Origin of the sequence: Micromonospora sp. NPDC092111 (genome assembly GCF_044755745.1) — a bacterium.
Taxonomy (GTDB): domain Bacteria; phylum Actinomycetota; class Actinomycetes; order Mycobacteriales; family Micromonosporaceae; genus Micromonospora.
In genome coordinates this window covers 1-23,174 of sequence record NZ_JBIVRQ010000030.1, presented here as the reverse complement: position 1 = coordinate 23,174, position 23,174 = coordinate 1, and the positions used below count along the sequence as shown (strand labels likewise).

General features: G+C 74.7%; 19 protein-coding genes and 3 pseudogenes. 6 read left to right on the top strand and 16 right to left on the bottom strand.

Translation table 11 applies throughout. The features are described 5' to 3' along the window. Positions 1-145 precede the first annotated feature (145 nt). The 9 genes from ACIQG9_RS29145 to ACIQG9_RS29105 form a co-directional block, all read right to left on the bottom strand. Entirely contained in the window at positions 146-844 is a 699-nt protein-coding gene (locus tag ACIQG9_RS29145; protein WP_400408377.1) for an aspartate/glutamate racemase family protein, read from the bottom strand. Further along, positions 841-2,142 carry an NAD(P)/FAD-dependent oxidoreductase gene (locus tag ACIQG9_RS29140; protein ID WP_400408375.1) on the bottom strand — a complete coding sequence of 434 codons (1,302 nt, stop codon included), beginning with the start codon at positions 2,140-2,142 and terminating at the stop codon, positions 841-843. Before ACIQG9_RS29140 ends, ACIQG9_RS29145 begins: the two co-directional genes overlap by 4 nt. An 11-nt stretch (positions 2,143-2,153) precedes the next feature. Then, positions 2,154-3,029 carry a family 3 encapsulin nanocompartment shell protein gene (locus ACIQG9_RS29135; RefSeq protein WP_400408373.1) on the bottom strand — a complete coding sequence of 292 codons (876 nt, stop codon included), beginning with the start codon at positions 3,027-3,029 and terminating at the stop codon, positions 2,154-2,156. Positions 3,030-3,061: 32 nt separating this feature from the next. Further along, positions 3,062-3,901 carry a class I SAM-dependent methyltransferase gene (locus tag ACIQG9_RS29130; protein WP_400408371.1) on the bottom strand — a complete coding sequence of 280 codons (840 nt, stop codon included), beginning with the start codon at positions 3,899-3,901 and terminating at the stop codon, positions 3,062-3,064. 31 nt (positions 3,902-3,932) lie between these two features. After that, the gene (locus ACIQG9_RS29125; protein WP_400408369.1) at positions 3,933-4,760 is read right to left on the bottom strand and encodes an SDR family NAD(P)-dependent oxidoreductase; all 828 of its coding nucleotides are present in this window, start codon (positions 4,758-4,760) and stop codon (positions 3,933-3,935) included. Between the two features lie 4 nt (positions 4,761-4,764). Beyond that, positions 4,765-5,889: a sulfotransferase gene (locus ACIQG9_RS29120; RefSeq protein ID WP_400408367.1), complete on the bottom strand. Its 1,125-nt coding sequence runs from the start codon at positions 5,887-5,889 to the stop codon at positions 4,765-4,767. Then, a complete protein-coding gene (locus ACIQG9_RS29115) occupies positions 5,886-7,064 on the bottom strand; it encodes an MFS transporter (protein ID WP_400408365.1) in 1,179 nt (392 codons plus the stop codon). Before ACIQG9_RS29115 ends, ACIQG9_RS29120 begins: the two co-directional genes overlap by 4 nt. Further along, positions 7,061-8,344 (bottom strand): DegT/DnrJ/EryC1/StrS family aminotransferase, encoded by a 1,284-nt coding sequence (locus ACIQG9_RS29110; RefSeq protein WP_400408364.1) that lies wholly within the window; start codon positions 8,342-8,344, stop codon positions 7,061-7,063. The genes ACIQG9_RS29115 and ACIQG9_RS29110 overlap by 4 nt, the downstream gene beginning before the upstream one ends. A 710-nt stretch (positions 8,345-9,054) precedes the next feature. After that, positions 9,055-9,390, bottom strand: coding sequence for a nucleotide pyrophosphohydrolase (locus tag ACIQG9_RS29105; protein ID WP_400408363.1), 336 nt, complete (start codon positions 9,388-9,390; stop codon positions 9,055-9,057). A 390-nt stretch (positions 9,391-9,780) separates the two neighbouring features. Here ACIQG9_RS29105 and ACIQG9_RS29100 point away from each other — a divergent pair, with 390 nt between their 5' ends. Continuing rightward, a complete protein-coding gene (locus ACIQG9_RS29100; RefSeq protein WP_400408361.1) occupies positions 9,781-11,244 on the top strand; it encodes an SDR family NAD(P)-dependent oxidoreductase in 1,464 nt (487 codons plus the stop codon). A gap of 189 nt (positions 11,245-11,433) precedes the next feature. Here the strand turns inward: ACIQG9_RS29100 and dinB are convergent, their stop codons facing one another. The 4 genes from dinB to pip all read right to left on the bottom strand — a co-directional run bounded on the left by dinB (position 11,434) and on the right by pip (position 15,655). Then, the gene (gene dinB, locus ACIQG9_RS29095) at positions 11,434-12,621 is read right to left on the bottom strand and encodes a DNA polymerase IV (RefSeq protein ID WP_400408359.1); all 1,188 of its coding nucleotides are present in this window, start codon (positions 12,619-12,621) and stop codon (positions 11,434-11,436) included. Positions 12,622-12,754: 133 nt separating this feature from the next. Beyond that, positions 12,755-13,189: a VOC family protein gene (locus tag ACIQG9_RS29090; RefSeq protein WP_400408357.1), complete on the bottom strand. Its 435-nt coding sequence runs from the start codon at positions 13,187-13,189 to the stop codon at positions 12,755-12,757. A 201-nt stretch (positions 13,190-13,390) separates the two neighbouring features. After that, positions 13,391-14,557, bottom strand: a complete 1,167-nt coding sequence (locus ACIQG9_RS29085) for a peptidoglycan-binding protein (protein ID WP_400408355.1) — start codon at positions 14,555-14,557, stop codon at positions 13,391-13,393. A 144-nt stretch (positions 14,558-14,701) separates the two neighbouring features. Continuing rightward, entirely contained in the window at positions 14,702-15,655 is a 954-nt protein-coding gene (pip, locus tag ACIQG9_RS29080; RefSeq protein WP_400408354.1) for a prolyl aminopeptidase, read from the bottom strand. 51 nt (positions 15,656-15,706) lie between these two features. On the opposite strand from pip, the gene ACIQG9_RS29075 reads away from it, so the two are divergent. Beyond that, positions 15,707-16,210: a MarR family winged helix-turn-helix transcriptional regulator gene (locus tag ACIQG9_RS29075; RefSeq protein WP_400408353.1), complete on the top strand. Its 504-nt coding sequence runs from the start codon at positions 15,707-15,709 to the stop codon at positions 16,208-16,210. A 54-nt stretch (positions 16,211-16,264) separates the two neighbouring features. Here ACIQG9_RS29075 and ACIQG9_RS29070 read toward each other — a convergent pair. Together ACIQG9_RS29070 and ACIQG9_RS29065 are read right to left on the bottom strand one after the other, a co-directional pair. Beyond that, a pseudogene (locus tag ACIQG9_RS29070) lies at positions 16,265-16,477 on the bottom strand (substrate-binding domain-containing protein); the annotation flags it as partial. Positions 16,478-16,483: 6 nt separating this feature from the next. After that, a pseudogene (locus ACIQG9_RS29065) lies at positions 16,484-16,741 on the bottom strand (LacI family DNA-binding transcriptional regulator); the annotation flags it as partial. A 76-nt stretch (positions 16,742-16,817) separates the two neighbouring features. Between ACIQG9_RS29065 and ACIQG9_RS29060 the strand changes: the two are divergent. The 4 genes and pseudogenes from ACIQG9_RS29060 to ACIQG9_RS29045 form a co-directional block, all read left to right on the top strand. After that, positions 16,818-18,077: an MFS transporter gene (locus ACIQG9_RS29060; protein ID WP_400408352.1), complete on the top strand. Its 1,260-nt coding sequence runs from the start codon at positions 16,818-16,820 to the stop codon at positions 18,075-18,077. A 173-nt stretch (positions 18,078-18,250) separates the two neighbouring features. Beyond that, entirely contained in the window at positions 18,251-19,885 is a 1,635-nt protein-coding gene (locus ACIQG9_RS29055; protein ID WP_400408351.1) for a serine/threonine-protein kinase, read from the top strand. Between the two features lie 104 nt (positions 19,886-19,989). Next, positions 19,990-21,009 (top strand): hypothetical protein, encoded by a 1,020-nt coding sequence (locus ACIQG9_RS29050; RefSeq protein WP_400408350.1) that lies wholly within the window; start codon positions 19,990-19,992, stop codon positions 21,007-21,009. Between the two features lie 199 nt (positions 21,010-21,208). After that, positions 21,209-22,447, top strand: a pseudogene (locus ACIQG9_RS29045) (MFS transporter); the annotation flags it as partial. Between the two features lie 143 nt (positions 22,448-22,590). Here the strand turns inward: ACIQG9_RS29045 and ACIQG9_RS29040 are convergent. Next, positions 22,591-23,013 carry a YchJ family protein gene (locus ACIQG9_RS29040; protein WP_400408349.1) on the bottom strand — a complete coding sequence of 141 codons (423 nt, stop codon included), beginning with the start codon at positions 23,011-23,013 and terminating at the stop codon, positions 22,591-22,593. Positions 23,014-23,174 lie beyond the last annotated feature (161 nt).

Below are 23,174 nucleotides of genomic sequence, written 5' to 3'. Positions count from 1 at the left end.
TGCGATCGGGCGGCGGTCACGCACAGTGCGATCAGTCATCAACCGATGGTGAGAATCCGGTCGGAAACTCGTGACATCGGCGGAGTTTGAACGCGCGAACACTGCGCCACCTGCGGCGATGTCGCCGGCCGCAGGGGCGGTCGGGTTACCGGCGGTCGGGGTACGGGCGGCGGGTCAGGCTGGCGTGCACCATGGTGGTCAGGGTGACGATGTCGAAGACCGGCACCCCGAGCCGGGCCTGGACGGCGTGCGCGAACGGCACCAGGTCGGTGCACTCGACGACCAGCGCCCCCAGGTCCGGGCCGGCCAGGGCGTCGACCCGGTCCAGCACCTCGGCCGCCAGCCGGTCCACGTCGAGGGTGTCGCGTCGGCCCTCCAGCATCACCTCGCGGAACTCCGGGGCGTCCGCCATCCCGGCCACCCGGACCGGCACCTGCTGCGCGCCGATCGCGGCCAGGTGCCGGGGGGTGAGAGCCGCCTCGTCGGCGACCAGCAGCCCCACCGTCCGGTCCGGACCGATCATCCGGTGCACCATGGGAAGCTGGAGCAGGCTGGACGAGTGCAGCGGCACCCGCACGGCGGCGGCCAGCTCGGCCTGGAACAGCACCAGGAACCCGCACGCCCCGGTGATCGCGGCCACCCCGGCGGCCTGGAGGTCCCGGGCCGCCCGGATGAACGGGTCCAGCAGGGTCGGGTCGGCCTCGCGGACCAGCCGCTGCGGGGTGGCGCCCTCCACCACCCGGTACACCACGGGGAAGTCGAAGGTCGCCGGGTTGCGGATGTGTCCGGGGATCTTGTCGAAGGTGGTCTCCAGGCAGAGCACCCCGATCGCCGGGGCGCTCACCGGTGCCCCCGGCGGTACCGGTCCACGGCGAACGTCGCCAGTGGCACGTCCGGCGGCTCACCGGTGACGAGCTGGGCGAGCAGCCGGCCCCCGGCGGGCGCGAGCCCCATCCCGATGTGCCCGTGTCCGGTGGCGACGCTGACGTTGCGGTACGACCCGACCCGGCCGATCAGCGGCAGGCTGTCCGGCGTGCACGGGCGCAACCCGCTCCACACCTCCACCCGGCCGCCGGTGTCCAGCCCCGGCAGGTACGACCGCACGGTGCGCAGGATCCCCTCGACCCGGCGCGGTGAGACGGCGCTGTCCAGGCCGGACAGCTCCAGCGTCCCGCCGAGCCGGATCCGGTCGCCCAACGGCATGACCGCCACCTTCCCCTCGCTGAGCAGCACCGGCAGCGTCGGCGCGCCCGGCCCGGCGGCCACGGTCACCGCGTACCCCTTGGCCGGTTGCAGCATCAGCCCGACGTCCAGTTCCCGGGCGCAGGCCACCGACCACACCCCGGCGGCGATCACCACCTCGGCCGGCCGCAGGTCGCCACGGCTGGTGCGGACCGCGCGGACCCGCCGGTCGGCCACCTCGAAGCCGCGTACCTCGGTGCCGGTGAGGATCTCCACGCCGGCGGCGCGCAGCAACCGGGCGAACGCGAGCAGGAACGCCGGGATGCGCAGGGCGGCGCCCTCCTCGTTGAGCAGCGCCCCGGCGACGGCGAACTCGACCCCCGGCGCCAGCCGGGCCAGCTCCCCCGGGGCGAGGGTCCGCAGCGGCACGCCCCGGGCCACCGCCGCCGGCACCGTCGCCCGCGCCTGCGCGTACCCCTCGGGGGTCTTGCAGGCCAGCAGCATGCCGCGGACGGTGAGGGTGCCGGCCAGCTCGTCCTGCGCGCAGACCTCCCGCAGGACGGCCAGGCTGCGCTGCTTGAGATCCAGCAGCACCTCGAAGCCGGCCCGCGCGTGCCGCTCGGTGCAGTACCGGCGGAAGTGCCACAGCCAGGCCAGCAGCTCCCGGTCGAGTCGGGGCCGGACGTGGAACGGGCTCTCCGGGTTCAGCAGCCAGCGCAGCCCCTTCGCCGGCACCCCCGGCTCGGCCAGCGGTGCGGCGCCCTGGGTGCCGACGAAGCCGGTGTTCCCCGACGAGCAGGCGGCCGGGTCGCCGACCTCGCCCCGGTCCACCACGGTCACCGTCAGCCCGGCCCGGCGCAGGAACCAGGCGCAGAACAGGCCGGCCACCCCCGCGCCGACGACCAGGACGTCGGGGTCGGCCCGCCCGGGCAGCTCGCCCGGGTCGGGCGTCGTCGACATTGCGCCCCCCGCTACAGGGTGACGACGAAGAAGCAGGTGGGCAGGTTGACCACGACCCGTTCCCAGATCTCGGCGCAGAGCGCCCGACCCGGTTCGGCGAAGGTGCCCGGCGGCGGCTCGGCGAACCGGATCGTCGAGCGGCCGGCGTCGAAGAGGACCGCGCCGTGGCCGAAGTCGCCGACGATCGCGGTGCCCGGGTCGACCAGCCGGGTCCGGACGATGAACACCCCGTTCTCCTCCACGTCGCGCATCAGCCGGCCGGAGCCGAGGAGCCGGTAGTAGTCGGCCGGGTTGATGATCAGGCCGTCGGCGGTGCTGCCCATCTGCTCCACCTCGTTGCAGGCGGCCAGGATGGTGGAGGCGAACGGGCCGGGGTCGGTGAGCCGGCCGAGCTGCGGCATGTTCAGCAGCCCGCCCTCGCCGCGCAGGATGGTGTGGTTCTCGGCGGTGGCCAGCCGTACCACCAGGCGGTAGTCGATGAACTGTGCGAAGCCGACCGGGTCGTCCCACAGCTCGTCGGGGACCTGCACCCAGGCCCGGGTGGTCAGCAACGGCGGCACCGGGGAGCGGTGGAAGTGGTTGGCCGCCTCCCGGCGCAGGTCCGCGCCGTCCACCGCCGGATCGCCGGGGCGCGGTGGGCTCTCGTGCCAGTAGAACTCCTGCGGATCCCGGGACAGGTCCACCACCTTGAGCATGTTCCGCGACGGGTAGCGGGGCTTGCGCCGGGAACTGGTCAGCGAGTCGGTGATGGTGACGTCGTAGTCGACGCCGGTGTCGAAGCCGTCTGTGGCGAACGCCTCGACGAACAGCCCGCCGGGCGACATCTGGGTCTTCCGGTCGGCGACGACCTCGGCGATCGTCCGCTTGACGGTGTCGGTGCGCTGCATGACTTCCCCTCCTGGTCGGGCCGGTTCGCGGGTCAGGCCGGTTTGCGGGCGACGAACATGCCCCAGCCGAACTCGCCCCGGTCGATCGCGGCCTGGATCTCGTCGCAGGAGGCGGCGAAGCCCAGGATCCACTGCCGGGCCGCCTCGTCGTCGGTGGCGGCGGCCCGCTGCCGGGCGGTCTCGCCCAGCACCCGGTACGTCTGCCGGATGTGGGCGTCCAGGCTGCGGGCGACGGTCACCTCGAACCCGGCCGCCGTCAGCGCCGCCCGGTAGTCGTCCAGCGAGTAGCCGCCGTTCCACCGGACCCGGTCGTAGACGTGCCGCCGGGCCGCCTCGCCGATCTGCGGGGTGGGTTGCAGGAAGTCGGAGACGGCCAGCGTCCCGCCGGGGGCGAGCACCCGGAACATCTCCGCGTGGCTGCGCGGCTTGTCGGGCACCAGGAAGAGCGCGTCCTGGCTGACCACGTGGCTGAAGCTGCCGTCGTCGTACGGCAGGGCGGTGGCCGAACCGTGCCGGAAGATGATCGGCGGCCCGTCCCCCCGCCCGGCGAGCTTGCCCTGGGCGAACCGGACCCGCTCGATGCTCAGGTCCAGCCCCTCGCCCCGGCAGCCGGTGCGTTCGGCCAGCCGCAGCAGGAAGTTGCCGCAGCCGCAGCCCACGTCGAGCACCGTCGACGAGGCGTCGATGCCGGCGTCGGCGGCGAGGATGTCGGAGGTCCGGTCGGCCGCCGCCTGGTAGTCGGTGTCGGCGTCGTCGGTGAAGTAGCCGGTGTGCAGCACGCCCTCGCTGTCCCAGAAGCTGAGGTACGTCTGGGTGGTCTGGTCGAAGAACTCGGAGACGTCCCGCTCGGTGAACTGACTGGTCGTGGACATGGGGGTACTCCTTCGTACGCGGGGGAGAGCGTCAGGCGTAGGTGTCCTTGCGGACCCCGGTCAGGTGGGGCAGCTCCGGGCCGGTCGCGCCGGCCCCGCCGTCGATCAGGTGCACCCCGGCGGTGACGAACGAGGCCCGTTCGCTGGCCAGGAAGGCGGCCACCGCGGCCACTTCGTCCGGGCGGGCCAGCCGGCCCAGGGCGCTGTGGTGCCCCATCGCCCGGAGCCGGCCCTCGACGTCGCCGTCGGTGGCGAGCCGGGCGGCGGCGCGTTCCATCGGCGGGGTGCGCACCCCGCCGGGGGCCAGCACGTTGACGGTGATCCCGTCGGTGCCGACGTCGACGGCGAGGCCCTGGGCGAACCGGACCAGCGCCGCCCGGGTCACCCCGGACAGCACCAGCGGGCCGATCGGCACGCAGGCGGTCTCGGACGCCACGAAGAGCAGCCGTCCCCAGCCGGCGGCCCGCAGGTGCGGCAGCGCGGCCGTGGCCAGCGCCACCGCCGGCAGCAGCACCCGGTCCACGGCGGACCGGTAGTCGGCCACGTCGAAGCCGGTGGCGGTGCCGACCGGCGGGCTGCCCCCGCTGGCCAGCAGGACGTGCGCCCCGCCCAGGTCGGTGGCGACCCCGTCGACCCAGCGGCGGGCCGCGTCGGTGTCGGTGAGGTCCACGCTGGTCGCGCTGACCCGGCCGGTGGCCAGCGCCGTCAGCTCCCGTTCGGCGGCGGCGAGCCGGTCGGGGTCGCGCCCGCAGATCGCCACGTGCGCGCCCTCCGCGGCGAACTCCTTCGCGCAGGCCAGCCCGATGCCGCTGGAACCACCCGCGACGAGGGCGACCCGCCCCTTGAGCCCCAGATCCACGCCGTTACCTCCCGCTGTCTCGTGGGGTGCCGACCCCCGGTTGTTCGTCGGGCCGTCCGCCGCCGCCGTCCCCGCCCGTCGGCCCGCCGGCCGTGCCGGCGCTGCCCGGGTCCGCGCCGGTCGGCCCGGTCGGTGCCCGGCCGGTGTCGTCGCCCCGGCCACCCGGGGAGTACCCGGTGCCGGGTGCCGTCGACGGCGGAGCGGACCCGTCCGGGGCACCAGCGGACCGGTAGCCGTAGCGGCCGAACAGTGGCCAGGCCAGCGCGGTGGCGGCCAGCCGGCGCCGGGTCGACAACGTGCGCCGCCAGCCGTCGTCCCGGTCGCGGATCACGGTCGGGCCGGTGCGGAACCGGTCCGGGTTGCCGGTGACCGTGTGGTTGGTGTGCAGCTCGACGGTGCGGCCGTGGACCGGGTTGCCGGCCGGGTCGGCCCCGCAGAGCCGCAGCAGCGCGTCGACCGTGCCGGCCGGGTCGGCGGTGAACTGCTCGTACCGCAGGAACAGGGACCGGTCCGGGTGCCGGCGGGTGATCGCGGCGGAGGCGAGGTTGAAGCCGTGCCAGTAGGCGGTGCTACGGGCGGCGGACATCGCGTAGACGTACTCCTTCGGCTGCCGCCACGAGTGGGCGACGGCCCGGGGGTCGCGGACCAGGTGCACGTAGTACGGCAGCACACCGGGCAGGTACGGCAGCAGCGCCGCCTCGCCGGGGATCTTGGTGGTGTCCACCACGACCCGGGCGCCGGTGCGTTCGGCGATGCCGTGGTAGACCCGGCCCATCAGGTCGGCGTGCGCGCGGATCTCGTCGTCGTGCAGGCCGCGCCGCAGCACCCGCCAGGTGTGCCGGGTGCGGACCCGCGACCACTGCCGCCGGATCACCTCCTCGGCGTGCGCGTCCGGGGAGGTGCCCTCGGGGCGGCCCAGCGGCAGCACCGTCGACCAGAGCGGGCACCGGGTCAGCGGGGCGCCGCAGCCGCACCGGTCGTTCACCCCCCGGCCGGTGGCGTTCTTCCACAGGAAGTGCAGCTCACCGACGTGGAAGAAGCCGGGCACCTGGTTGAGGACGTTGCCGATGATGGTGCTGCCGTTGCGGCACCAGCCGGTGATACAGAGGACGGTCAGCGGGTCGCTCATGCGGTGCGTACCTCCGTCGGTGCGGTGGCCGGGCGGCCGATCCGTACCGCCAGCCCGGCCGCGACCAGCGCGCAGGCCGCGCCGGCGGCGAAGACCGCCGGGTAGCCGAAGCCGGCGGCGACCAGGCCGGTGACCGGCCCCCAGACCGCGAGCCCGAGATCCCAGAAGGACGTGTACGCGCCGATCGCCGCGCCCTGCCGCGCCGGGTCGGCATGGTTCATCACCATCAGCGCCAGCGACGGGTGCAGCAGCGAGAAGCCGACGCCCATGACCAGGCTGCCGAGGACCGCGACCGGCAGGTTCGGGGCGACGGCGATGGTGGCCAGGCCGACCGCCTCGCCGACCCCGCACCAGGCGGCCACCCGGCGCGGGCCGAGCCGGTCCGGCAGGTGCCCGATGACCAGGCGGGTACCGGCGTAGACGGCGCTGAAGCAGCTCAGCACCACCACGCCGTGGCCGATCTCGCGGGCGTCGAGGTGCAGCACCACGAACGCGGCGAGCCCGGCGTAGCCGGCGGCGCCGAAGGTGAGCGCGATCCCGGGCAGCAGCGCCGGGCGTAGCAGCAGCCCACCACCGCCCCCGCCCGACGGTGCGGTCCGGGGCGGCGTCGGCACCATGGCGACCAGCCCGGCTGCGACCAGCGGCGCGACGGCGCTGAGTGCCCACACCGCCGGGAAGGAGACCTGTTGCAGGGTGGCGCCGAGGAACGTCCCGGCGGAGATGCCGCCCCACATGCTCACCCCGTACAGGCCGATGAGCTGGCCGCGCCGGTGGTGCGGGGCCAGTGCCACCGTCCACACCGCCCCGGCGGTGAACAGGGCGGCCTCCCCGGCGCCGAGCAGCAGCCGCACCGCCACCAGCGCCGGCACGCTCAGTGGCAGCAGGTAGAGCAGACCGCCGGCCGCGACGACCAGCGCGCCGGCCAGCATCACCGTGCGGTGGCCGTACCGGTCGGCCAGCGCCCCGGCGACCGGGCGGACCAGCAGCGCCGTCACCGCCGTCACGGTGACCACCAGGCCGACGGTGAAGTCCCCGGCGCCGTGCCGGTCCCGCAGGAAGGCCGGGAGCACCGGGATGACGGCGGTGAGGCCCAGGTAGCCGGCGAACAGGCCACCGAAGATCCCCACCATGGCCAGGCGTGGGACGCCGGTGTCCCGGGTGGCGGCCGTGGTCATGAGCGCACCGGTTGCGCCCCGACCGGAGTCGGGGCCATCGCGGCGGCCACCTTGCGGACCGCCCGGACCAACTCGTCGCAGTCGTCGGGGGTCAGGCTCGACGACAGCGGCACGTCGACCGTCTCGGCGAGCAGCCGGGCGGTACGCGGCAGCTCGGCCCGGATCCGCGCCGGGTCGGTGTCGTCGTACATGAACCGCCAGTTCCAGAAGGCGCGCACGTTGAGGTCGTCGTCGGCGCCGATGTTGCGGGCGTCGATGCCCTCGGCGCGCAGCGCCCGGGCGAACCAGCCGGCGTCGCCGCCGGGCACCCGGAACACGAACGCCTCGCCGAGGTACGCCCCCGGCGCGACCGGATTGCGGATCGCGATGCCGGGCAGGTCGGCCAGCGCGCCGCTGACCTGGACGTAGTTGCGGTGGAACAGCGCCAGCCGCTGCGGCAGCCGGGTCAGCTCGGCGCGCAGCAGGGCCGCGCGGATCTCGTCCATCCGCAGGCTGAGCAGGGGCAGGTCCAGCCCGGTCAGCGGTGGTTCGCCGTCGGGGAAGTGCCGGCGCAGCCGACCCTCGTACGCCCCGGAGAGGGCCACCGCGCGGGCGAACAGGGTGCTGTCGTCGGTGACCAGGAAGCCGCCCTCGCCGCAGTTGAGCGCCTTGTCGGACTGGGTGCTGAACGCGCCCGCCGTGCCGAACGTGCCGAGCTTGCGGCCGTGCAGTTCGGCACCGAGCGCGGGGACGGCGTCCTCGATCAGTGGCACGCCCATCTCGGTGGCGAAGGCGGCCAGCGCCTCCACGTCGGCGGCGAAGCCGCGCATGTGGACCACCAGGATCGCCCTGATCTCGGGCTGCCAGCGGCGGCGCAGGTCGTCGAGGTCCATCCGCAGGTCGTCGTCGACCTCGACCAGGAATGGTCGGCAACCGGCCAGCACAATGGCGCTCGGGGTGGCGACGAAAGTGAATCCGGGGCAGGCCACCAATGACCCCGGCGGAACGGCGGCACCCATGATGGCCAGCGCGAGCGCGGCGGTGCCGCTGGAAACCGCGAGTGCGTGCCGGGTGCCGAAATAGTGGCACAATTCGGCCTCGAACTGCCCGCACTCCGTTTCCGACTCACGCCGGTGGTCGTAGCGGAAGTAGAGATGGCTGCGGATAGCCCGCATCGCCGCTTCCTCGTCCTCGCGGCTGACGTAGACGGCACCCTTGTCGTAGGTGGGCCAGGGGATGCGCCGGATCGGTGTGCCGCCCTGGAGGGCGAGCTGTCCGTGCAGCTCAGCACCGTGCGACACCGGCCTGGACCGGGTTGGCGCGGGAGCTTCGTCGTTCCCGTTCACGGGTGTGCTCCTGTCTGCCTGCGGCGGATATCCCGACTGAGTCGATAGGAATTGCGCGGAGGGCTTCCACCTCGCGGGCAACCGCGTCGAAACAGCGGACAACCACCAGATCCGACATTTGCGGGGGCCGGGAATCCAGTGAACAACATGATTGCCGTCGGGCTGCGGGCCGTCAACCGTGCGGTCTGCAATTAGCGCAGACTTAACCGTCGTTGAGGTCATCCGACGGAGATCGTCATTGCGGACAGTGATGATTACGAATGGCGAATTGTCGGGCAATCCGGTGGGGAGGGTCGCTCCGGCCTGCCCGGACGCGCGGTGGGTCCGGGGTCGACGATTCCTACGGTGCGTGCGGGCGGTCCGGGTCGCGATGCCGGCCCCTCGCCAACGGCACGCTCAGCGGCCTGGTGGAGCCTCAGCGGCTCCCTCCGCACCCGACTCGTCTCCTCCCGGTGTGAGATGCCCGCGTCGAAGCCGAGGGACCGGCTGGCGTAGGTAGTCGCACGACCGCGCGTGATCGACTGTCGTGACTACCCGCGAGATCGTGCTCGATCGTGGATGTAGTGGCCTCGGCGTGGCGGGAGACCACTACATCCAGGAAGTAGCACGATCTCGCAGGCAGGAGGCTCTTCGGGGGCGGAAGGCCACCAACCCGCTTGCCGCACCTACCGCTTGGTGGCGGAGCCCTTCGCCTGGTCGACCGGGTAGCGGACGGCGACCTCCGCCAGTTTGGTCAGCGCCGCCTCCGCCAGGTCGATGCCAAGCACGTCAGCGAGCCGGGTCAGGTAGATCATCACGTCGCCGATCTCGGCCCTGACCCGGGCGCCGGCCTCGGGGTCGGACATCACCGTGGCGGCCTGCTCGGGGGTGAGCCACTGGAACTCGGCGAGCAGTTCGCCCACCTCGCCGGCCAGCGCCATGGCGAGGTTCTTCGGAGTGTGGAACTGCTGCCAGTCGCGTTCCTCGGCGAACGCCCGCACCTGAATCGTCAGATCCTGCATGACACGGAAGCCTGTCATGCCGGTCTTGCCGTGCCGCCGCCGGCGTTGAGCGGCCGAGACCTCGGCGACACCGGACAGCCCTGGCAAGGTCCACGCGACCCGGTCGGTGAGCCCCCCGGGGGCCGCCGTCGCCCGGGACGCCTTGTGGCTGTCGCCGGGACGCGCTGTGGCCGTCTTTGGGAACGCGCGGGGTCGTCAGGCTGGACGCTGGATCGCCATCGCGGCCCTACGTCCGCCACCGTCGCTGGCGAGGGCGGCCGGTCCGGGCGGGTGGTCCAGCTCACCGCCGCCGCCGTGCGGGGGCGTCGCACCGGTCCGGTTCGGGTGCGTACAGTTCCCGGGTCGGGCCGGCGGTCGGCCCCGGGCACGAGGGTGAGACGGGTAGCGGGGATGACGGTGGACAAGGTCGGACAACCGGGTCGAAACTCCGACACCGTCGGTGTCGACCAGGACGAACTGGCGACCGCGCTGCGCGTCTTCGAGGCGTTGGAGGCGCTGCCGACAGAGCATCCGGACGTGGTGCGGGTGCAGCGGGCCACCGCCCGGCTGTACAAGATGGTGAAGCAGCGCCGGCGCGAGGAGCGCCGCGACGCGGTCCTCGCCCACGACCAGGCGGTGACCGCGGCGACCGCCACCGGCGCGCCCGGCCGGATCGACGACGAGACCCGGGGCATCCCGCTCGCCTCGCCCACCGCCGGCACGACCGCCGGCACCCTGATCAACCCGCGCGGCTGCTACATCTGCAAGGTCCGCTACCGCGAGGTCGACGCGTTCTACCACCAGCTCTGCCCCGCCTGCGCCACCCTGAACCGCGAACGCCGCGACGCCCGCACCGACCTCACCGGGCGGCGGGCGCTGCTCACCGGAGGCCGCGCGAAGATCGGCATGTACATCGCGCTGCGGCTGCTGCGCGACGGCGCCCACACCACGATCACCACCCGGTTCCCGCACGACGCCGTCCGCCGGTTCACCGCGATGCCCGACAGCGCGGACTGGCTGCACCGGCTGCGGGTCGTCGGCATCGACCTGCGCGACCCCGCCCAGGTGGTGGCGCTCGCCGACTCGGTCGCCGCGCAGGGACCGCTGGACATCCTGATCAACAATGCCGCGCAGACCGTCCGCCGCACCCCCGAGGCGTACGCCCACCTGGTCGCGGCCGAAGCCGCGGCCCTGCCCGACGGGCCGCTGCCGGAGCTGCTCACCTTCACCGGCGGCCGGGGCGCCACGGCGGCGCTGCCCGACGGCACGCCGACGGCCACCATCGCCCCGCACGCCCTCACCGCCCTGGCGCTGACCGGCCGGTCCGCCACGCCGGACCGGATCGCGGCGGCCACCGCCGTGGACGCGGGCGGCCTGGCTCCCGACCTCGGTGCCAGCAACAGTTGGGTGCAGCGCGTGCACGAGGTGGACCCGGTCGAGCTGCTCGAGGTGCAGCTCTGCAATGTGACCGCGCCGTTCGTGCTGGTCAGCCGGCTGCGCCCGGCGTTGGCCGGGTCCCCGGCCGGGCGCGCGTACGTGGTCAACGTCTCCGCGATGGAGGGCCAGTTCGGCCGGGGTTACAAGGGCGCCGGCCATCCGCACACCAACATGGCCAAGGCCGCGCTGAACATGCTCACCCGGACCAGCGCCGAGGACATGCGCGCCGACGGCATCCTGATGACCAGCGTCGACACCGGCTGGATCACCGACGAGCGCCCGCACCCGACGAAGATGCGGCTGGCCGACGAGGGCTTCCACGCGCCGCTGGACCTGGTCGACGGGGCGGCCCGGGTGTACGACCCGATCGTCCGGGGCGAGCGGGGCGAGGAGCTCTACGGCTGCTTCCTCAAGGACTACGCGCCCTGCGCCTGGTGATCGGCCCGGCCGGCGCTCAGGCCGTCGCCGGATCCGGCAGCCCCCGGAACGGCCCGGCCAGACCCACCCCGCCCAGGTAGGCGGCGGCCGCCGTCGGCTCAGCAGGCCCGGCCCCGACGGCCAGGACCAAGAAGCGGATCGAGCAGGACCTGGCGAACCTCTACGGTGCCGGGGCGGATGGCCGGGCGATCAGTCGGGCAGCCGGGGCATCTCCAGGTCGGGGCGGCGGCCGAGCAGGGTGGCCCGGGTCAGCGCCGCCGCGCCGAACCGGTCCCGCACGGCGTCGACGGCCGCGTCGAGGTCGACGCCCGGGTCGCGGGTGAACGGCAGCTCCGGCTGGACGGGGGCGTCGTCGAGGTTGCCCACGGACACCCCGACCAGGGTGATGCCCCGCCGGTCGAGCTCGGGCAGCGCCGTCCGCAGCAGCGACCGGGCGGCCGCCAGCAGGGGCGCCGTCTGCGCGGTGGCCTTGCGCAGGGTGTGCGAGCGGGTGGCCGCGGTGTAGTCGGCGAAGCGCAGCCGCAGCATCACCGTGCGGCCCGACCGGTCGGCGGCCCGCATCCGGCGGGCCACCCGGTCGACCAGACCGGCCAACGTCGCGTCGACCTCGGCGGGGGAGTGCTGCCCGCCGCCGAGCGCGTGCTGCGCGCCCATCGACGACCGCCGCCGGCCCACCTGCACCGGGCGCGGGTCCCGGTTGTGGGCCAGGGCGTGCAGGTGCCCACCGGCGCCCGCGCCGAGCAGCGACACCAGGGCGGGCGCGTCGAGCCGGGCCACCTGGCCGACGGTGCGGATGCCCCGCTCGCGCAGCTTCCGGGCGCTGATCGGGCCTACGCCCCAGAGCCGTTCCACCGGCAGCGGGTGCAGGAACGCCAGCTCGCCGTCGGGTGGCACCTCCAGCAGGCCGTCCGGCTTGGCCACCCCGCTGGCCACCTTGGCCAGGAACTTCGTCCGGGCCACCCCGACGGTGATCGGCAGGCCGACCCGTTCGCGGACCACCCGGCGCAGCCGTGCCGCGATCTCCACCGGCGGGCCGGCCAGCCGGCGCAGGCCACCGACGTCGAGGAACGCCTCGTCGATGGAGAGCCCCTCCACCCACGGCGTGGTGTCCCGGAAGATCTCGAACACCGCCCGGCTCGCCGCCGTGTACGCCGCCATCCTCGGCGGCACCACGATGGCCTCGGGGCAGAGCCGGCGGGCCTGTTGGCCGCTCATCGCGCTGCGCACCCCGCGCGCCTTGGCCTCGTAGCTGGCCGCGAGGACCACCCCGGCGCCGACGATCACCGGCCGGCCGCGCAGGCGCGGATCGTCCCGCTGCTCGACCGACGCGTAGAACGCGTCCAGGTCGGCGTGCAGGATGGTGGCCCCGGTCGACACGAACATATGTTCGCACAGGGGCCGCCGGCGGTGCGCTGACCTGCCCGTACGGCCGTGTTGGTGGTGTCCCGGCCGGGGTCGGTCGCCCGCCGGGGACCGGCCCGCCGTCGGTGCAAGCTGCCCGGCGGGTGGGTCAGGGGTGCGGCTGGGCGATGTTGACCATCCACGGGGTGCCGAACCGGTCCTCGCACTGGCCGAACTCGTCGCCCCACATCTGCTTCTCCAGCGGGACGTTCACCACGCCCCCCGAGGAGAGCTGCTCCCACCAGCCGCGTAGCTGCTCGGTGTCGTCCCCGCTCAGGCTGACGGTGTTGGCGTTGCCGCGCCGGAGCTCCATGCCGGGCGGCAGGTCCGCCGCCATGATGACGTGGCCGGCGGCGGTGCGGAGCAGCCCGTGCATGATCTGGTCGGCGAGCGCCGGGTCGTCGGTGCCGAACTCGCGGAACGTGGTCAGCGACACGTCGCCGCCGAAGACCGAGTGGTAGAACTCCAGCGCCTCGCGTGCCTTGCCGGCGAAGGTGAGATACGGGTTGAGCTGCGTCGTCACGGTGTCCTCCTCGCCGGTCATCGTCGCATCCGGAGCGGGGTGGGCGGGGCCGTTCGCGTCGGGTGGTCGGGCGGAGCGCTCGATCGGGCCGCGACGGCCGCCGTCCGGGTGGCCCGTCGATGATCGACGCGCCGGTCACCGGCGGTACCTGCCGAGGGTGGCGCGGGCCGGCTGCTTCGGCCGTCCCGCGCCACCCTCGTCCCCCCAACCCCCCGGGGTGGCTCAGTGGTGGCGGAACGACTGCCGGACGACGCCGCCGACCAGGGCGCACCAGGTGCTGGTCGAGACCTTGCCGTTGCGCGGCAGGCCGTGCAGCGCCTGGAGGTCCTGGACGGCCTTCCGGGTGGCGTGGTCGTACTCGCCGGTGACGACGACGTCGGGGTAGCCCTTCCAGTTCAGGATGAACTGCACGGCCTGCACCGGCAGGCCGGTGGCGTGGGTGTCCAACTCCGGCGCGAGGGTCTCCCAGGTGGGAGCGGTGAGGGTGGCGTCGACGTCGACGGGGATGCCGTTGCGTGCCTGCCAGTCCGCCACGGCGGTGACGGTGGCGGCGTCGAAGGTGCTGTTCGGGGTGACGGCGTAGCCCCGGTACGCCAGCAGGTACTGGGCGACCCGGACGGCGGGGGAGCTGACGAAGCGCCACAGGTCCGGCCAGCGGCGGGCCGGCACGTCGGACAGGTGGGTGCCGAGCTTGCGGAGCACCCGGCGGCGTACGGCGGGGAAGAGCCGGTAGAACTGCGCGCCGGGGCAGAGCGTGGTGCGGAAGTCCCAGTGGCCGAAGATGTCGTGGGCGTGCAGCCCGTACTGCCGGCAGATGGTCGTGCAGAGGGTGACCAGCGAGTCGAGCAGGTCCTCCGGCGGGGTGTCGGTGACGTAGGTGCCCTCGTTCTCGATGCCGATGGCCCGGCCGTTCTCGCCGGGGCAGTGCGCGGAGATCATCTGCCGGTCGCCGGCCTGGAGGCGGGCCAGGCTGCCGTGCCGTCCCTCCAGCACGTAGCCGCCCCGGCTGATGGTGAAGTGCTGGCCGGTGTCGGACCAGCCGTTGCCGTCCATGTGCAGGTCCTGGCAGTCGTGGGCCAGCTTGACCGCCTGCGCCTCGGAGTAGTCGGTGACGTTCGGGAACGCCATGTGGTGCACGATGATCTTGTTGGTCGGGATGGCGCTGACCGACAGCGGATCCGCCGGTGGCCGGGCGCCCCACTCGTCGCAGCCGATGATCCAGTCCAGGTCCGCGCCGGGGGCTGCCTGGGCGGCGGCCGGCAGGGCCAGTTGGGACCCGACGACCGCGACGGTGGCCGCGCCCAGCCCGGCCCGCAGCAGGGTACGACGGTCGAGTTCAGGGTGGTCGACGTGCATGGCATCTCCCTCGGCGGCGCTCGCGACGGGCATGAAAAGTAGCTTCGGATAGCGCGCGTGAGGTGGAGGATATTGCCATGACGGGCGTGAGCGCTAGAGGTCGGCATCGATCTGTTCCCGGTCGGTGGGCCGGCGGCGGGCGACCCCGCCGCCACCGGCCCGCCGGGGTCGGGCCGTTCAGCCGGCGGTGGCGAACCGGTCGAAGGCGGCCAGCAGGTGCCGCCGGGTCTCCAGGTTGCCCAGGTGGCCCGCCTCCTCGACCACGTGCAGCTCCGAGCCCGGCCAGGCCCGGTGCAACTCCCAGGCGGTGACCAGCGGGCTGCCCATGTCGAGCCGGCCGTGGATCAGCACGCCGGGGATGCCGGCCAGCCGGCCGGCGTCGCGGATCAGCTCACCCTCCGCCAGCCAGGCCCCGTGCGAGAAGTAGTGGGCGCAGATCCGCACCAGCGCGATCCGGTCCGCCGACGGGCGCTCGCCGTACGGGTTGCCCAGCCCCTCGGCGGAGACCACCGCGTCCTCCCAGGCGCACCAGTCCCGCACCGCCCGCTCCCGCACCGCCGGGTCCGGGTCCTCCACCAGCCGGGCGTACGCGCCGACGACGTCGTCGTCCCGGGTGACGCCGCCGGCGGCGAGGAACCGTTCCCACTGCTGGGGGAAGTACCGGCCGACCCCCCGGTAGAGCCAGTCGATCTCCGACCGGCGGGTGCTGGTGACGGCGCCGATCACGATCTCCGACACCCGGTCGGGGTGTCGCTGCGCGTACGCCAGGAGCAGCGTCGAGCCCCACGAGCCGCCGTAGAGCAGCCAGCGGTCCACACCCAGGTGAGCGCGGAGCCGTTCCATGTCGGCGATCAGGTGTCCGGTGGTGTTGTGCCGCAGGTCCGTCGCCGGGTCGCTCGCGTGCGGGGTGCTGCGCCCGCAGCCCCGCTGGTCGAACAGGATCACCCGGTAGCGGGCCGGGTCGAAGTAGCGCCGAGCCCGCTCGCCGCAGCCGGACCCCGGTCCGCCGTGGACGACCAGCGCCGGCCGGCCGGCCGGGTTGCCGCACACCTCCCAGTACACCTGGTTGCCGTCGCCGACGTCGAGCATGCCGTGGTCGTGCGGCGCGATCGGCGGATACAGCTCGTCCATGGGTGGTCCTCCCGGTTCGCCAGATACAACAGTGCTGTTACATTACGCCACATGGCTGACCGTGCTCCCGGCCCCGAACTCCTCGGCACCCGGCTCCGCCACCTGCTGGAACTGCTCGACGGCGACGTGGCCGCCGTCTACGCCGATCTCGGGCTGCCCGGCTTCCGGCCCCGGTACACCCCCGTGCTGGTCGCGCTGGCCGGCGTCGGCCCGACGTCGATCAAGACGCTGGCCGAGACCACCGGGGTGACCCACTCCGCGGCCAGCCAGACCGTCGCGCGGATGGCGAAGGACGGGCTGGTCACCCTCGCCCCCGGCGCGGACGCCCGGCAGCGCATCGTCCACCTCACCGACCGGGCGCGGGAGCTGCTGCCCGTCCTGGACGCCGAGTACGCCGCCACCTCCGCCGCGGCCCGACGGTTCGAGGCGGAGCTGCCGTACCCGCTGAGCCGGCTCGTCGACGAGGCCCTGGCCGCGTTGCGTCGCCGGTCGATGCGGCAGCGGATCGCCGACGTCGCGCCCGACCTCGTCCCACCGGCGGAGCGGTCGCCGTAACCGCCCGGCTCGACCACCCGGGCGGCGGATCCACGGCGTGGCGGGCGGAACTCGTCAGGAACTGCTCCGCCGCACCAGGACCGACGGGAAGAGGGTGGCGGGCGGCGGCGGGCGGCGGTCGAGCACCGCGACGGCGGCGCCGGTGACGATGCGTTCGACCGGGTTGCTCGTCGTGGTCAGCCCCGGCTCGCTGAGCGCCGCGGCGTCGATGTCGTCGAATCCCACCACCGCCACGTCCCCCGGCACGTCCACGCCGGTCTCGCGGAGCGCGGCCACGTACGGATCGTGCAGCACCTCCGGCGTCCCGCCGGTGACCGCCACCGCCAGCCGGACACCCCCGCCGGTCACCAGCGCCCGGGCGGCCGGGTCGGGCACGTAGCGCAGGACCCGCGCGGCGGCGGTCACCCGGTCGCGGGCCGCCGCCGACGCCGGGCCCCGCCCGCCGAGCACCCGGGACGCGGTCGCCCGTGACACCCCGGCGACCCGCGCCACGTCCCGCAAGGTCACCTCGGGTGGTGGTCGTCCTGCCATCCGCCCATCCTGCCAAGCCCTTGCGCTGGAATCGATCCCAGCAGTGTGATCGGGTCCCGACCGGAAGGAGCCCGCCATGCCCGGCACGGCACGCCCACCGTCCGGTGGTCGAGGCCATGGCGCCGTGGCGGTGGGCGTCGTCTTCGGCCTCAACGGCACCGCCGTCGCGACCTGGTTCGCCCGGGTGCCGGCCGCCCGGGACGCCCTCGGGCTCGGCGCCGGCCGGCTCGGGCTGGTGCTGCTCGCCATGTCCTTCGGCGCGGTGCTGGCCATGCTCACCGCGGGCGCGGTCGTCCACCGGCTCGGCACCCGGCTCACCGTGGCCGGTTCGACCGTGCTGGTCGCGGTGGGCCTGGCCGGAACCGGCGTCGCGATCAGCCCGTGGGCGTCGGCGTCCGGCTCGGCGGCGGGGTTGTTCGTCCTCGGGTACGGGACGGGCACCTGCAACGTCGCGATGAACGTCGAGGCCGCCGTGGTCGAACGGCGGCTGGCCCGGGCGGTGATGCCGCGTTTCCACGCCGTCTGGAGCCTCGGCACGGTGCTCGCCGCAGGGGTGGCCGTGCTGGCGGCCCGCTCCGGCGTGCCGGTGCCCGTACACCTGGGCGGGATCGGCCTGCTGGTCCTGGTCGGCACGGTGGCGGCGACCCGGGCGTTCCGGTCCGGGATGGACGGGGCGGCCCGGGACACGCGGGCGGGCGGCGGCAGCGGGGTGCTGGTCGCCTGGCGCGAGCCGCGTACCCTGCTGCTCGGCCTGTTGGCCCTGGCGATGGCCTTCGCCGAGGGCACCGCGAACGACTGGTTGGCGGTGGCGTTCGTGGACGGTCACCACGTCGCGCCGGAGGTCGGCGCGGCGGTGTTCGGCGTCTTCGTCGCGGCGATGACCGTCGGACGCACGGTCGGCACGGTGGCCCTGGACCGGTGGGGCCGGGTACCGGTGGTCCTGGGCACGATGCTGCTGGGCCTCGCCGGCACGCTGCTCACCGTGTTCGCCGGACCAGCCGGCGCGGTGACCGGCGTGGCGCTGTGGGGACTGGGCGTGTCGTTGGGATTTCCCACCACCCTGAGCGCCGCCGCCGACGGGGACGACCTGGCCGCGGCGCGGGTCGGCGTGGTGGCGGTCCTCGGCTACGTGGCCTTCCTCGGCGGCCCACCCGTGCTGGGTCTGCTCGGCGAGCGGGCCGGCATCCTGCGCGCGCTGCTCGTCGTGCCGGTGCTGCTCGTTCCGGCGCTGGCCCTGCTGCCGGCGCTGCGTCCGCCCCGCAGGGACCCGACCGGGCCGGCGTCCGGCCGGCCCGCCGACGGCACCCGCGACGGGCCGCCGGTGGCCGCGCGGTGACGGGCGCGGGCGGGCCCGCCGCCGTCCCCGCCGCCCGGAGTCCCCGCGCCGGGGCGGACGTCCGGGCGCGAGGAAACAGCCGTTGCGCCGATGGACCGCAGCTCGGCCGGGGCCAGAATGATCAGCGTGGCCCTGACCCGTGACCAGTCCCGGCCGACCGGAGAGGCCGGCGGGTGACCGGCGACTGGCGGCTGTCCGGCTACACGCCGGTCCGTCAGCTCGGCGCGGGCGCGTCCGGCCGGGTGCTGCTCGCCACCCACGACGCCACCGGCACCCCGGTCGCCATCAGGTACCTGACCGACGACCCCGCCTTCCGGCTGGCCTTCCGTGAGGAGGCGCGGCTGCTGGTCGACGTCGACGACCCGCACGTCTGCCGGCTCTACGAGTACGCCGAGTCGCGCTCCGGTGCCGCGATCGTGATGGAGCTGGTCAACGGTGTGTCGCTGCGCCACCTGCTGCGCGCGTACGGGCCGACCGGCCCCGAGGCCGCGCTCTGCGTCCTCAAGGGGTCCCTCGCCGGGCTCGCCGCCGCGCACGCCCGGGGTGTGGTGCACCGCGCCTACCAGCCGGAGAACGTCCTGGTCGGCGTCGAGGGGTGGAGCAAGCTCGCCGACTTCGGCATCACCCGGTCGGCCGGCCCCGACCGCGGTGGCGCGGTCGGCGGCATCCCCCGCTACCTGGCTCCCGAACAGTGGGCCGGGGCCCCCGCCGAGCCAGCCGGCGACATCTACGCCGCCACCGCGACCTTCTTCGAGTGCCTCACCGGCCGGCCGCCCTACGACGGCCGCGACCTGCTCGCCCTGCGCCAGCAGCACGTCGCCGCCCCGGTGCCGACCGACCCGGCGCCCCCGCCGGTGCACGATCTGCTCCGGCACGGCATGGCCAAGCGGCCCGGCGACCGTCCGCAGCCCGCCGAGATGTTCCTCGCCGAGTTGGAACGGACCGCCGCGCGTTCGTACGGCGGCGACTGGGAGGAGCGGGGTCGGCGCCAACTCGCCCAGCGGGTCGCGCTGCTCGCCGCGTTCCTGCCCTTCCCGGACGGCGTTGCCGGCGTCACCAGCCTGGCCGGCACCAGCCCGGGCGAGGGGCGACCGGAACCCCGGCGGGGCGGCACCCGCAGCGCCCTGGTCGGTGTCGGGCTCACCGCGGCGCTGCTGGTCGGTGCGATCGGGCTGAGCTACGCCGCCCGCCGCGCCGGGCCGCTCACCCTCGCCGACGACACCGCCGGGCCGGGCGCGTCCGCCGCCGCCACCGTCAGCCCCGCCCCGCTGGCCGCCGCGCCGGCCATCACCGTCGTGCCGCCGGAGCCGAGCCGCCGCCCCACCCCGACCGCGACCCCCGTCGCCCCGCCGGCCACCACCGCGCCGACCCGGTCCGCCGCCGCGGCCACCACCCGGGTACGCACACCGGGCCCGACACCGCCGCCGCCGACGACCAGCCCGCCCCCGCCCGCGGACCTGCTGCCGCCGACCGTGTCGGAGGTGGCGGCCAATCCGGTCGCCGTGGAGCCCAGGGACTGCCCGGCCGGGGCGACGTCGACCACGATCACCGCCCGGGTGGTCGACGACCGGGCCGGCGGTGACGCGCTGCGGGTGAGCGTCCGCTACACCCTGGACGGTGTCGCCCGTACCGTCGGGATGGACCCGGTCGGTCGGGACCTCTTCCAGGGCACCCTCGGTGACCTGCCGGTGCCGGAGTCGGCCACCCGGATCCCGGTCCAGGTGATCGCCGTCGACGCCGCGGGCAACGCGTCCGCGCCGGCGGGGCCGGTCTGGGTGTCGCTGCTGACGTCCTGCGCGGCGGGCTAGCGGACGGCCCCGGCCCACCGGTCGTCCGGACCGGTGTTTCCGGGCCGGCGGGCGCGGGTAGCTTCGGGGGCCGACCGAGTTGACCGACGGGTGGAGGGCCACGGATGAAAGACAACTTCGGCGACGCGGTGGGTGACGCCTTCCGCGCGGTGATGCTCTTCCTGCCCAAGGCGGTCGCCTTCGTGGCGATCCTGGTGGCCGGGTGGCTGATCGCCAAGGCGGTCCGCAAGATCGTCGACAAGGTCCTGGAGCGGGTGCACTTCGACAGGGCGGTCGAGCGCGGCGGCATCAAGACCGCCCTGGCCCGGTCCCGCTACGACGCCAGCGACATCGTCGCCAAGCTCGTCTACTACGGGGTGCTGCTGGTCACCCTCCAGCTCGCCTTCGGCATCTGGGGACCCAACCCGATCTCCGATCTCATCGCCGGTGTCATCGCCTGGCTGCCCCGGGCGTTCGTCGCGATCGTCATCGTGGTCGTCGCCGCGGCGATCGCCACCGCGGTCAAGGACATCATCAGCAGCGCCCTCGGTGGCCTCTCCTACGGCCGGGTGCTGGCCAACGTCGCCTCGGTGTTCATCCTCGGCCTGGGGGTCATCGCCGCGCTCAACCAGATCGGCGTCGCGACCGCCGTCACCACGCCGGTGCTGGTCGCCGTGCTCGCCACCATCGGCGGCATCCTCGTCGTCGGGGTGGGCGGTGGTCTGGTCCGGCCGATGCAGAGCCGGTGGGAGTCCTGGCTGACCCGCGCCGAGCAGGAGTCCCGCACCATCGCCACCCACGCGCGGGCCTACCGGGCGGGCAAGCGCGACGTCGAGGCGCGGCTGAGTCCCTACCCGGAGTCGGAACTCACCCCGCCGGTCGCGCGCTACGACGACGCCGAGCGCACCCAGCCGGTGCCCCGCCCCGACGACGCCGAGCGCACCCAGGTCGTCCCCCGCCCCGGCGAGGCGGAGCTGACCCAGCCGGTCACCCCGTACGCCGATCCGGACGCCACCCAGGTGACCAGTCCGGCTCCCGCGCCGACCACGCCGCCGCGCCAGCGCGGCGCGGCCGACGAGCCGTCGGCCGACAGCGAGGCCACCATGGTCATCCCGCCGACCGACACCGACCCGCCCCGTCGCTGACCGTCCGACGGCGGTGGGGCGGGACCGCTCGGTCCCGCCCCACCGCCGTTCTACCGCCGGCCGGGTCCCCGCAGCGAGTCGATCCGGCCTAACATCGGCACATGACCTGGCGATGTTGATCCGTCACTGAAGGCCGAAACCGCGGGCCACCGCGGACGCCGTACCTCCCGCGTCCGTACCGTCCCGTGGAAAGGTCCTGATGACCGTCACCTCCACGCGGGTGCCCGACACCCGCGTCCGCCGCCTCGCGGCCACCCTCTACTGCTACACGTTCCTCGACGACCTCGTCCTGCTCTACCCGGTGTACGCGCTGCTGTTCAGCGACACCGGCCTCTCCGTCGCGCAGATCTCCGGGCTCTTCGTGATCTGGTCGGCGACCGCGATCCTGCTGGAGGTGCCCTCCGGGGCCTGGGCCGACGCCGTCTCCCGGCGTCTGCTGCTCTGTCTCGCGCCGCTGCTCGCCGGGGCCGGCTACACGCTGTGGGTGGTGTTCCCGTCGTGGTGGGCGTTCGCGCTCGGCTTCGTCCTCTGGGGGGCCGGCGGGGCGCTCGGCTCCGGTGCCCTGGAGGCGCTGGTCTTCACCGAACTGGACCGGTGGGGCGCGGCCGGCCGGTACGCCCGCACCATGGGTCGCGCCCGCACCGCCGGGGTGCTCGGCGTGCTCGTCTCGATCGGCCTGGCCGGGCCGGTCCTCGCCGTCGGTGGCTACCCCGCGGTCGGCGCGGCGAGTGTGCTGGCCAGTGTGCTCGCCGCCGCCGTGGCCACCCGCTTCCCGGAGCACCGCCCCGACCGCTCCGGTCCGCCGCCCGTCCCGCCCGCGTCGGCCGGGTCCGCGCTGACCGGGTCCGGGGCGGGTCGGGACGGGGAGGGCGACGAACTGGGCTGGTCGGCGAGCCTGCGGGCCGGGCTCGCCGAGGCCCGCGTCGACCGGCGGGTCCGCGCGGCGCTGCTCCTCGTCCCGGCGGTGACCGCCGTCTGGGGCGCTCTCGACGAGTACGTTCCGCTGCTGGCCCGGGACACGGGCGTGACCGGTCCCGCCGTGCCGCTGCTGCTCCTGCTCGTCTGGGCCGGGGCGACCGTGGGCGGCCTGCTCGCCCCGGTCGGGGAGCGGCTGACCACCCGTGGGTACGCCGTGCTGCTCGCCCTCGCCGCGCTGGCCCTGGCCGCCGGGGCTCTGGTCCGGCACCCGTCCGGCTTCGTGCTGGTCGGTGCCGCGTTCTGCGCCTTCCAACTCGCCACCGTGCTCGCCGACGCGCGGTTGCAGGCGCGGATCACCGGGCCGGGCCGGGCCACCGTCACCTCGGTGGCGGGGATGGGCAGCGACCTGGCCGTGATCGCCGTCTACGGCGGGTACGCGCTGGTGGCCGGTGCGGGCGGGCACGCGGTGGCGTTCGCGGCGGCGGCCGTGCCGTACCTGCTGGTCGCCGGCGTGCTGGCGGCGTCGTCGACGCCGTGGCGACTGGCCCCGCCCAGGACCGGGACGGCCGCCGACGTCGGTGCCGGCGGCTGGCGTGACCGGATGTCCGCCGTGTGCCACCGGCGGTGGTGCGCCGGGAACCCCGCCGACGCGGCGGACGACGGTCAGTCGGTGAGCGCGTCGAGGTAGACCCAGTGCCCGTCCTCGCGGACGAAGCGGCTGCGCTCGTCAAGCGTCCCGGGGCGTCCCGCCTCCCGGTAGTGGGCGCGGAACGTCACCGTGCCGGTGCCGTCGAGGAGGCCGCCGTGGGCGGTGTCCACGATCTCCAGCCGGGTCCACCGCTGCGCGGGGTCGAGCCGCAGTCGGGCCGGCCGGGTGGTGGAGTGCCAACTCCGCAGCAGGTAGTCGGCGTCGCCGACGGCGAAGGCGCTGAACCGTGACCGCATCAGCGCCGCCGCCGTCGCGGCCGTGCCGTCGCCACGGTGCACCGGGCCGCAGCAGTCGTCGTACGGCAGGCCGGCGCCGCACGGGCAGGCCCGGCCCGGCCCGCCGTCCCGACGCGATGCGCGTTTCGCCACGGCGTCCATCCTGCCGCATGCCGGCCGGGTCCCGACGACCGGTCGGTGCCCGCTCCGACTCCGGCGGGTTCAGTTCCGGTGTACGTCGACAGGGCCGGCCCCGGTGGGGGTCGGCCCTGTCGTGGTGTGGTGGTCAGGAGGTGTAGCCGCGGGTGGCGATCCAGTCGGCG

What these genes read in the sequence shown, in the direction of transcription:
- ACIQG9_RS29140 (WP_400408375.1), bottom strand. Translation starts at nt 2,142, where the DNA reads ATGTCGACGACGCCCGACCCGGGCGAGCTGCCCGGGCGGGCCGACCCC.
- ACIQG9_RS29130 (WP_400408371.1), bottom strand. Translation starts at nt 3,901, where the DNA reads ATGTCCACGACCAGTCAGTTCACCGAGCGGGACGTCTCCGAGTTCTTC.
- ACIQG9_RS29075 (WP_400408353.1), top strand. Translation starts at nt 15,707, where the DNA reads ATGGCTGACCGTGCTCCCGGCCCCGAACTCCTCGGCACCCGGCTCCGC.
- pip (WP_400408354.1), bottom strand. Translation starts at nt 15,655, where the DNA reads ATGGACGAGCTGTATCCGCCGATCGCGCCGCACGACCACGGCATGCTC.
- ACIQG9_RS29120 (WP_400408367.1), bottom strand. Translation starts at nt 5,889, where the DNA reads ATGAGCGACCCGCTGACCGTCCTCTGTATCACCGGCTGGTGCCGCAAC.
- ACIQG9_RS29085 (WP_400408355.1), bottom strand. Translation starts at nt 14,557, where the DNA reads ATGCCCGTCGCGAGCGCCGCCGAGGGAGATGCCATGCACGTCGACCAC.
- ACIQG9_RS29060 (WP_400408352.1), top strand. Translation starts at nt 16,818, where the DNA reads ATGCCCGGCACGGCACGCCCACCGTCCGGTGGTCGAGGCCATGGCGCC.
- ACIQG9_RS29100 (WP_400408361.1), top strand. Translation starts at nt 9,781, where the DNA reads ATGACGGTGGACAAGGTCGGACAACCGGGTCGAAACTCCGACACCGTC.
- ACIQG9_RS29135 (WP_400408373.1), bottom strand. Translation starts at nt 3,029, where the DNA reads ATGCAGCGCACCGACACCGTCAAGCGGACGATCGCCGAGGTCGTCGCC.
- ACIQG9_RS29115 (WP_400408365.1), bottom strand. Translation starts at nt 7,064, where the DNA reads ATGACCACGGCCGCCACCCGGGACACCGGCGTCCCACGCCTGGCCATG.
- ACIQG9_RS29050 (WP_400408350.1), top strand. Translation starts at nt 19,990, where the DNA reads ATGAAAGACAACTTCGGCGACGCGGTGGGTGACGCCTTCCGCGCGGTG.
- ACIQG9_RS29040 (WP_400408349.1), bottom strand. Translation starts at nt 23,013, where the DNA reads ATGGACGCCGTGGCGAAACGCGCATCGCGTCGGGACGGCGGGCCGGGC.
- ACIQG9_RS29105 (WP_400408363.1), bottom strand. Translation starts at nt 9,390, where the DNA reads ATGCAGGATCTGACGATTCAGGTGCGGGCGTTCGCCGAGGAACGCGAC.
- ACIQG9_RS29090 (WP_400408357.1), bottom strand. Translation starts at nt 13,189, where the DNA reads ATGACCGGCGAGGAGGACACCGTGACGACGCAGCTCAACCCGTATCTC.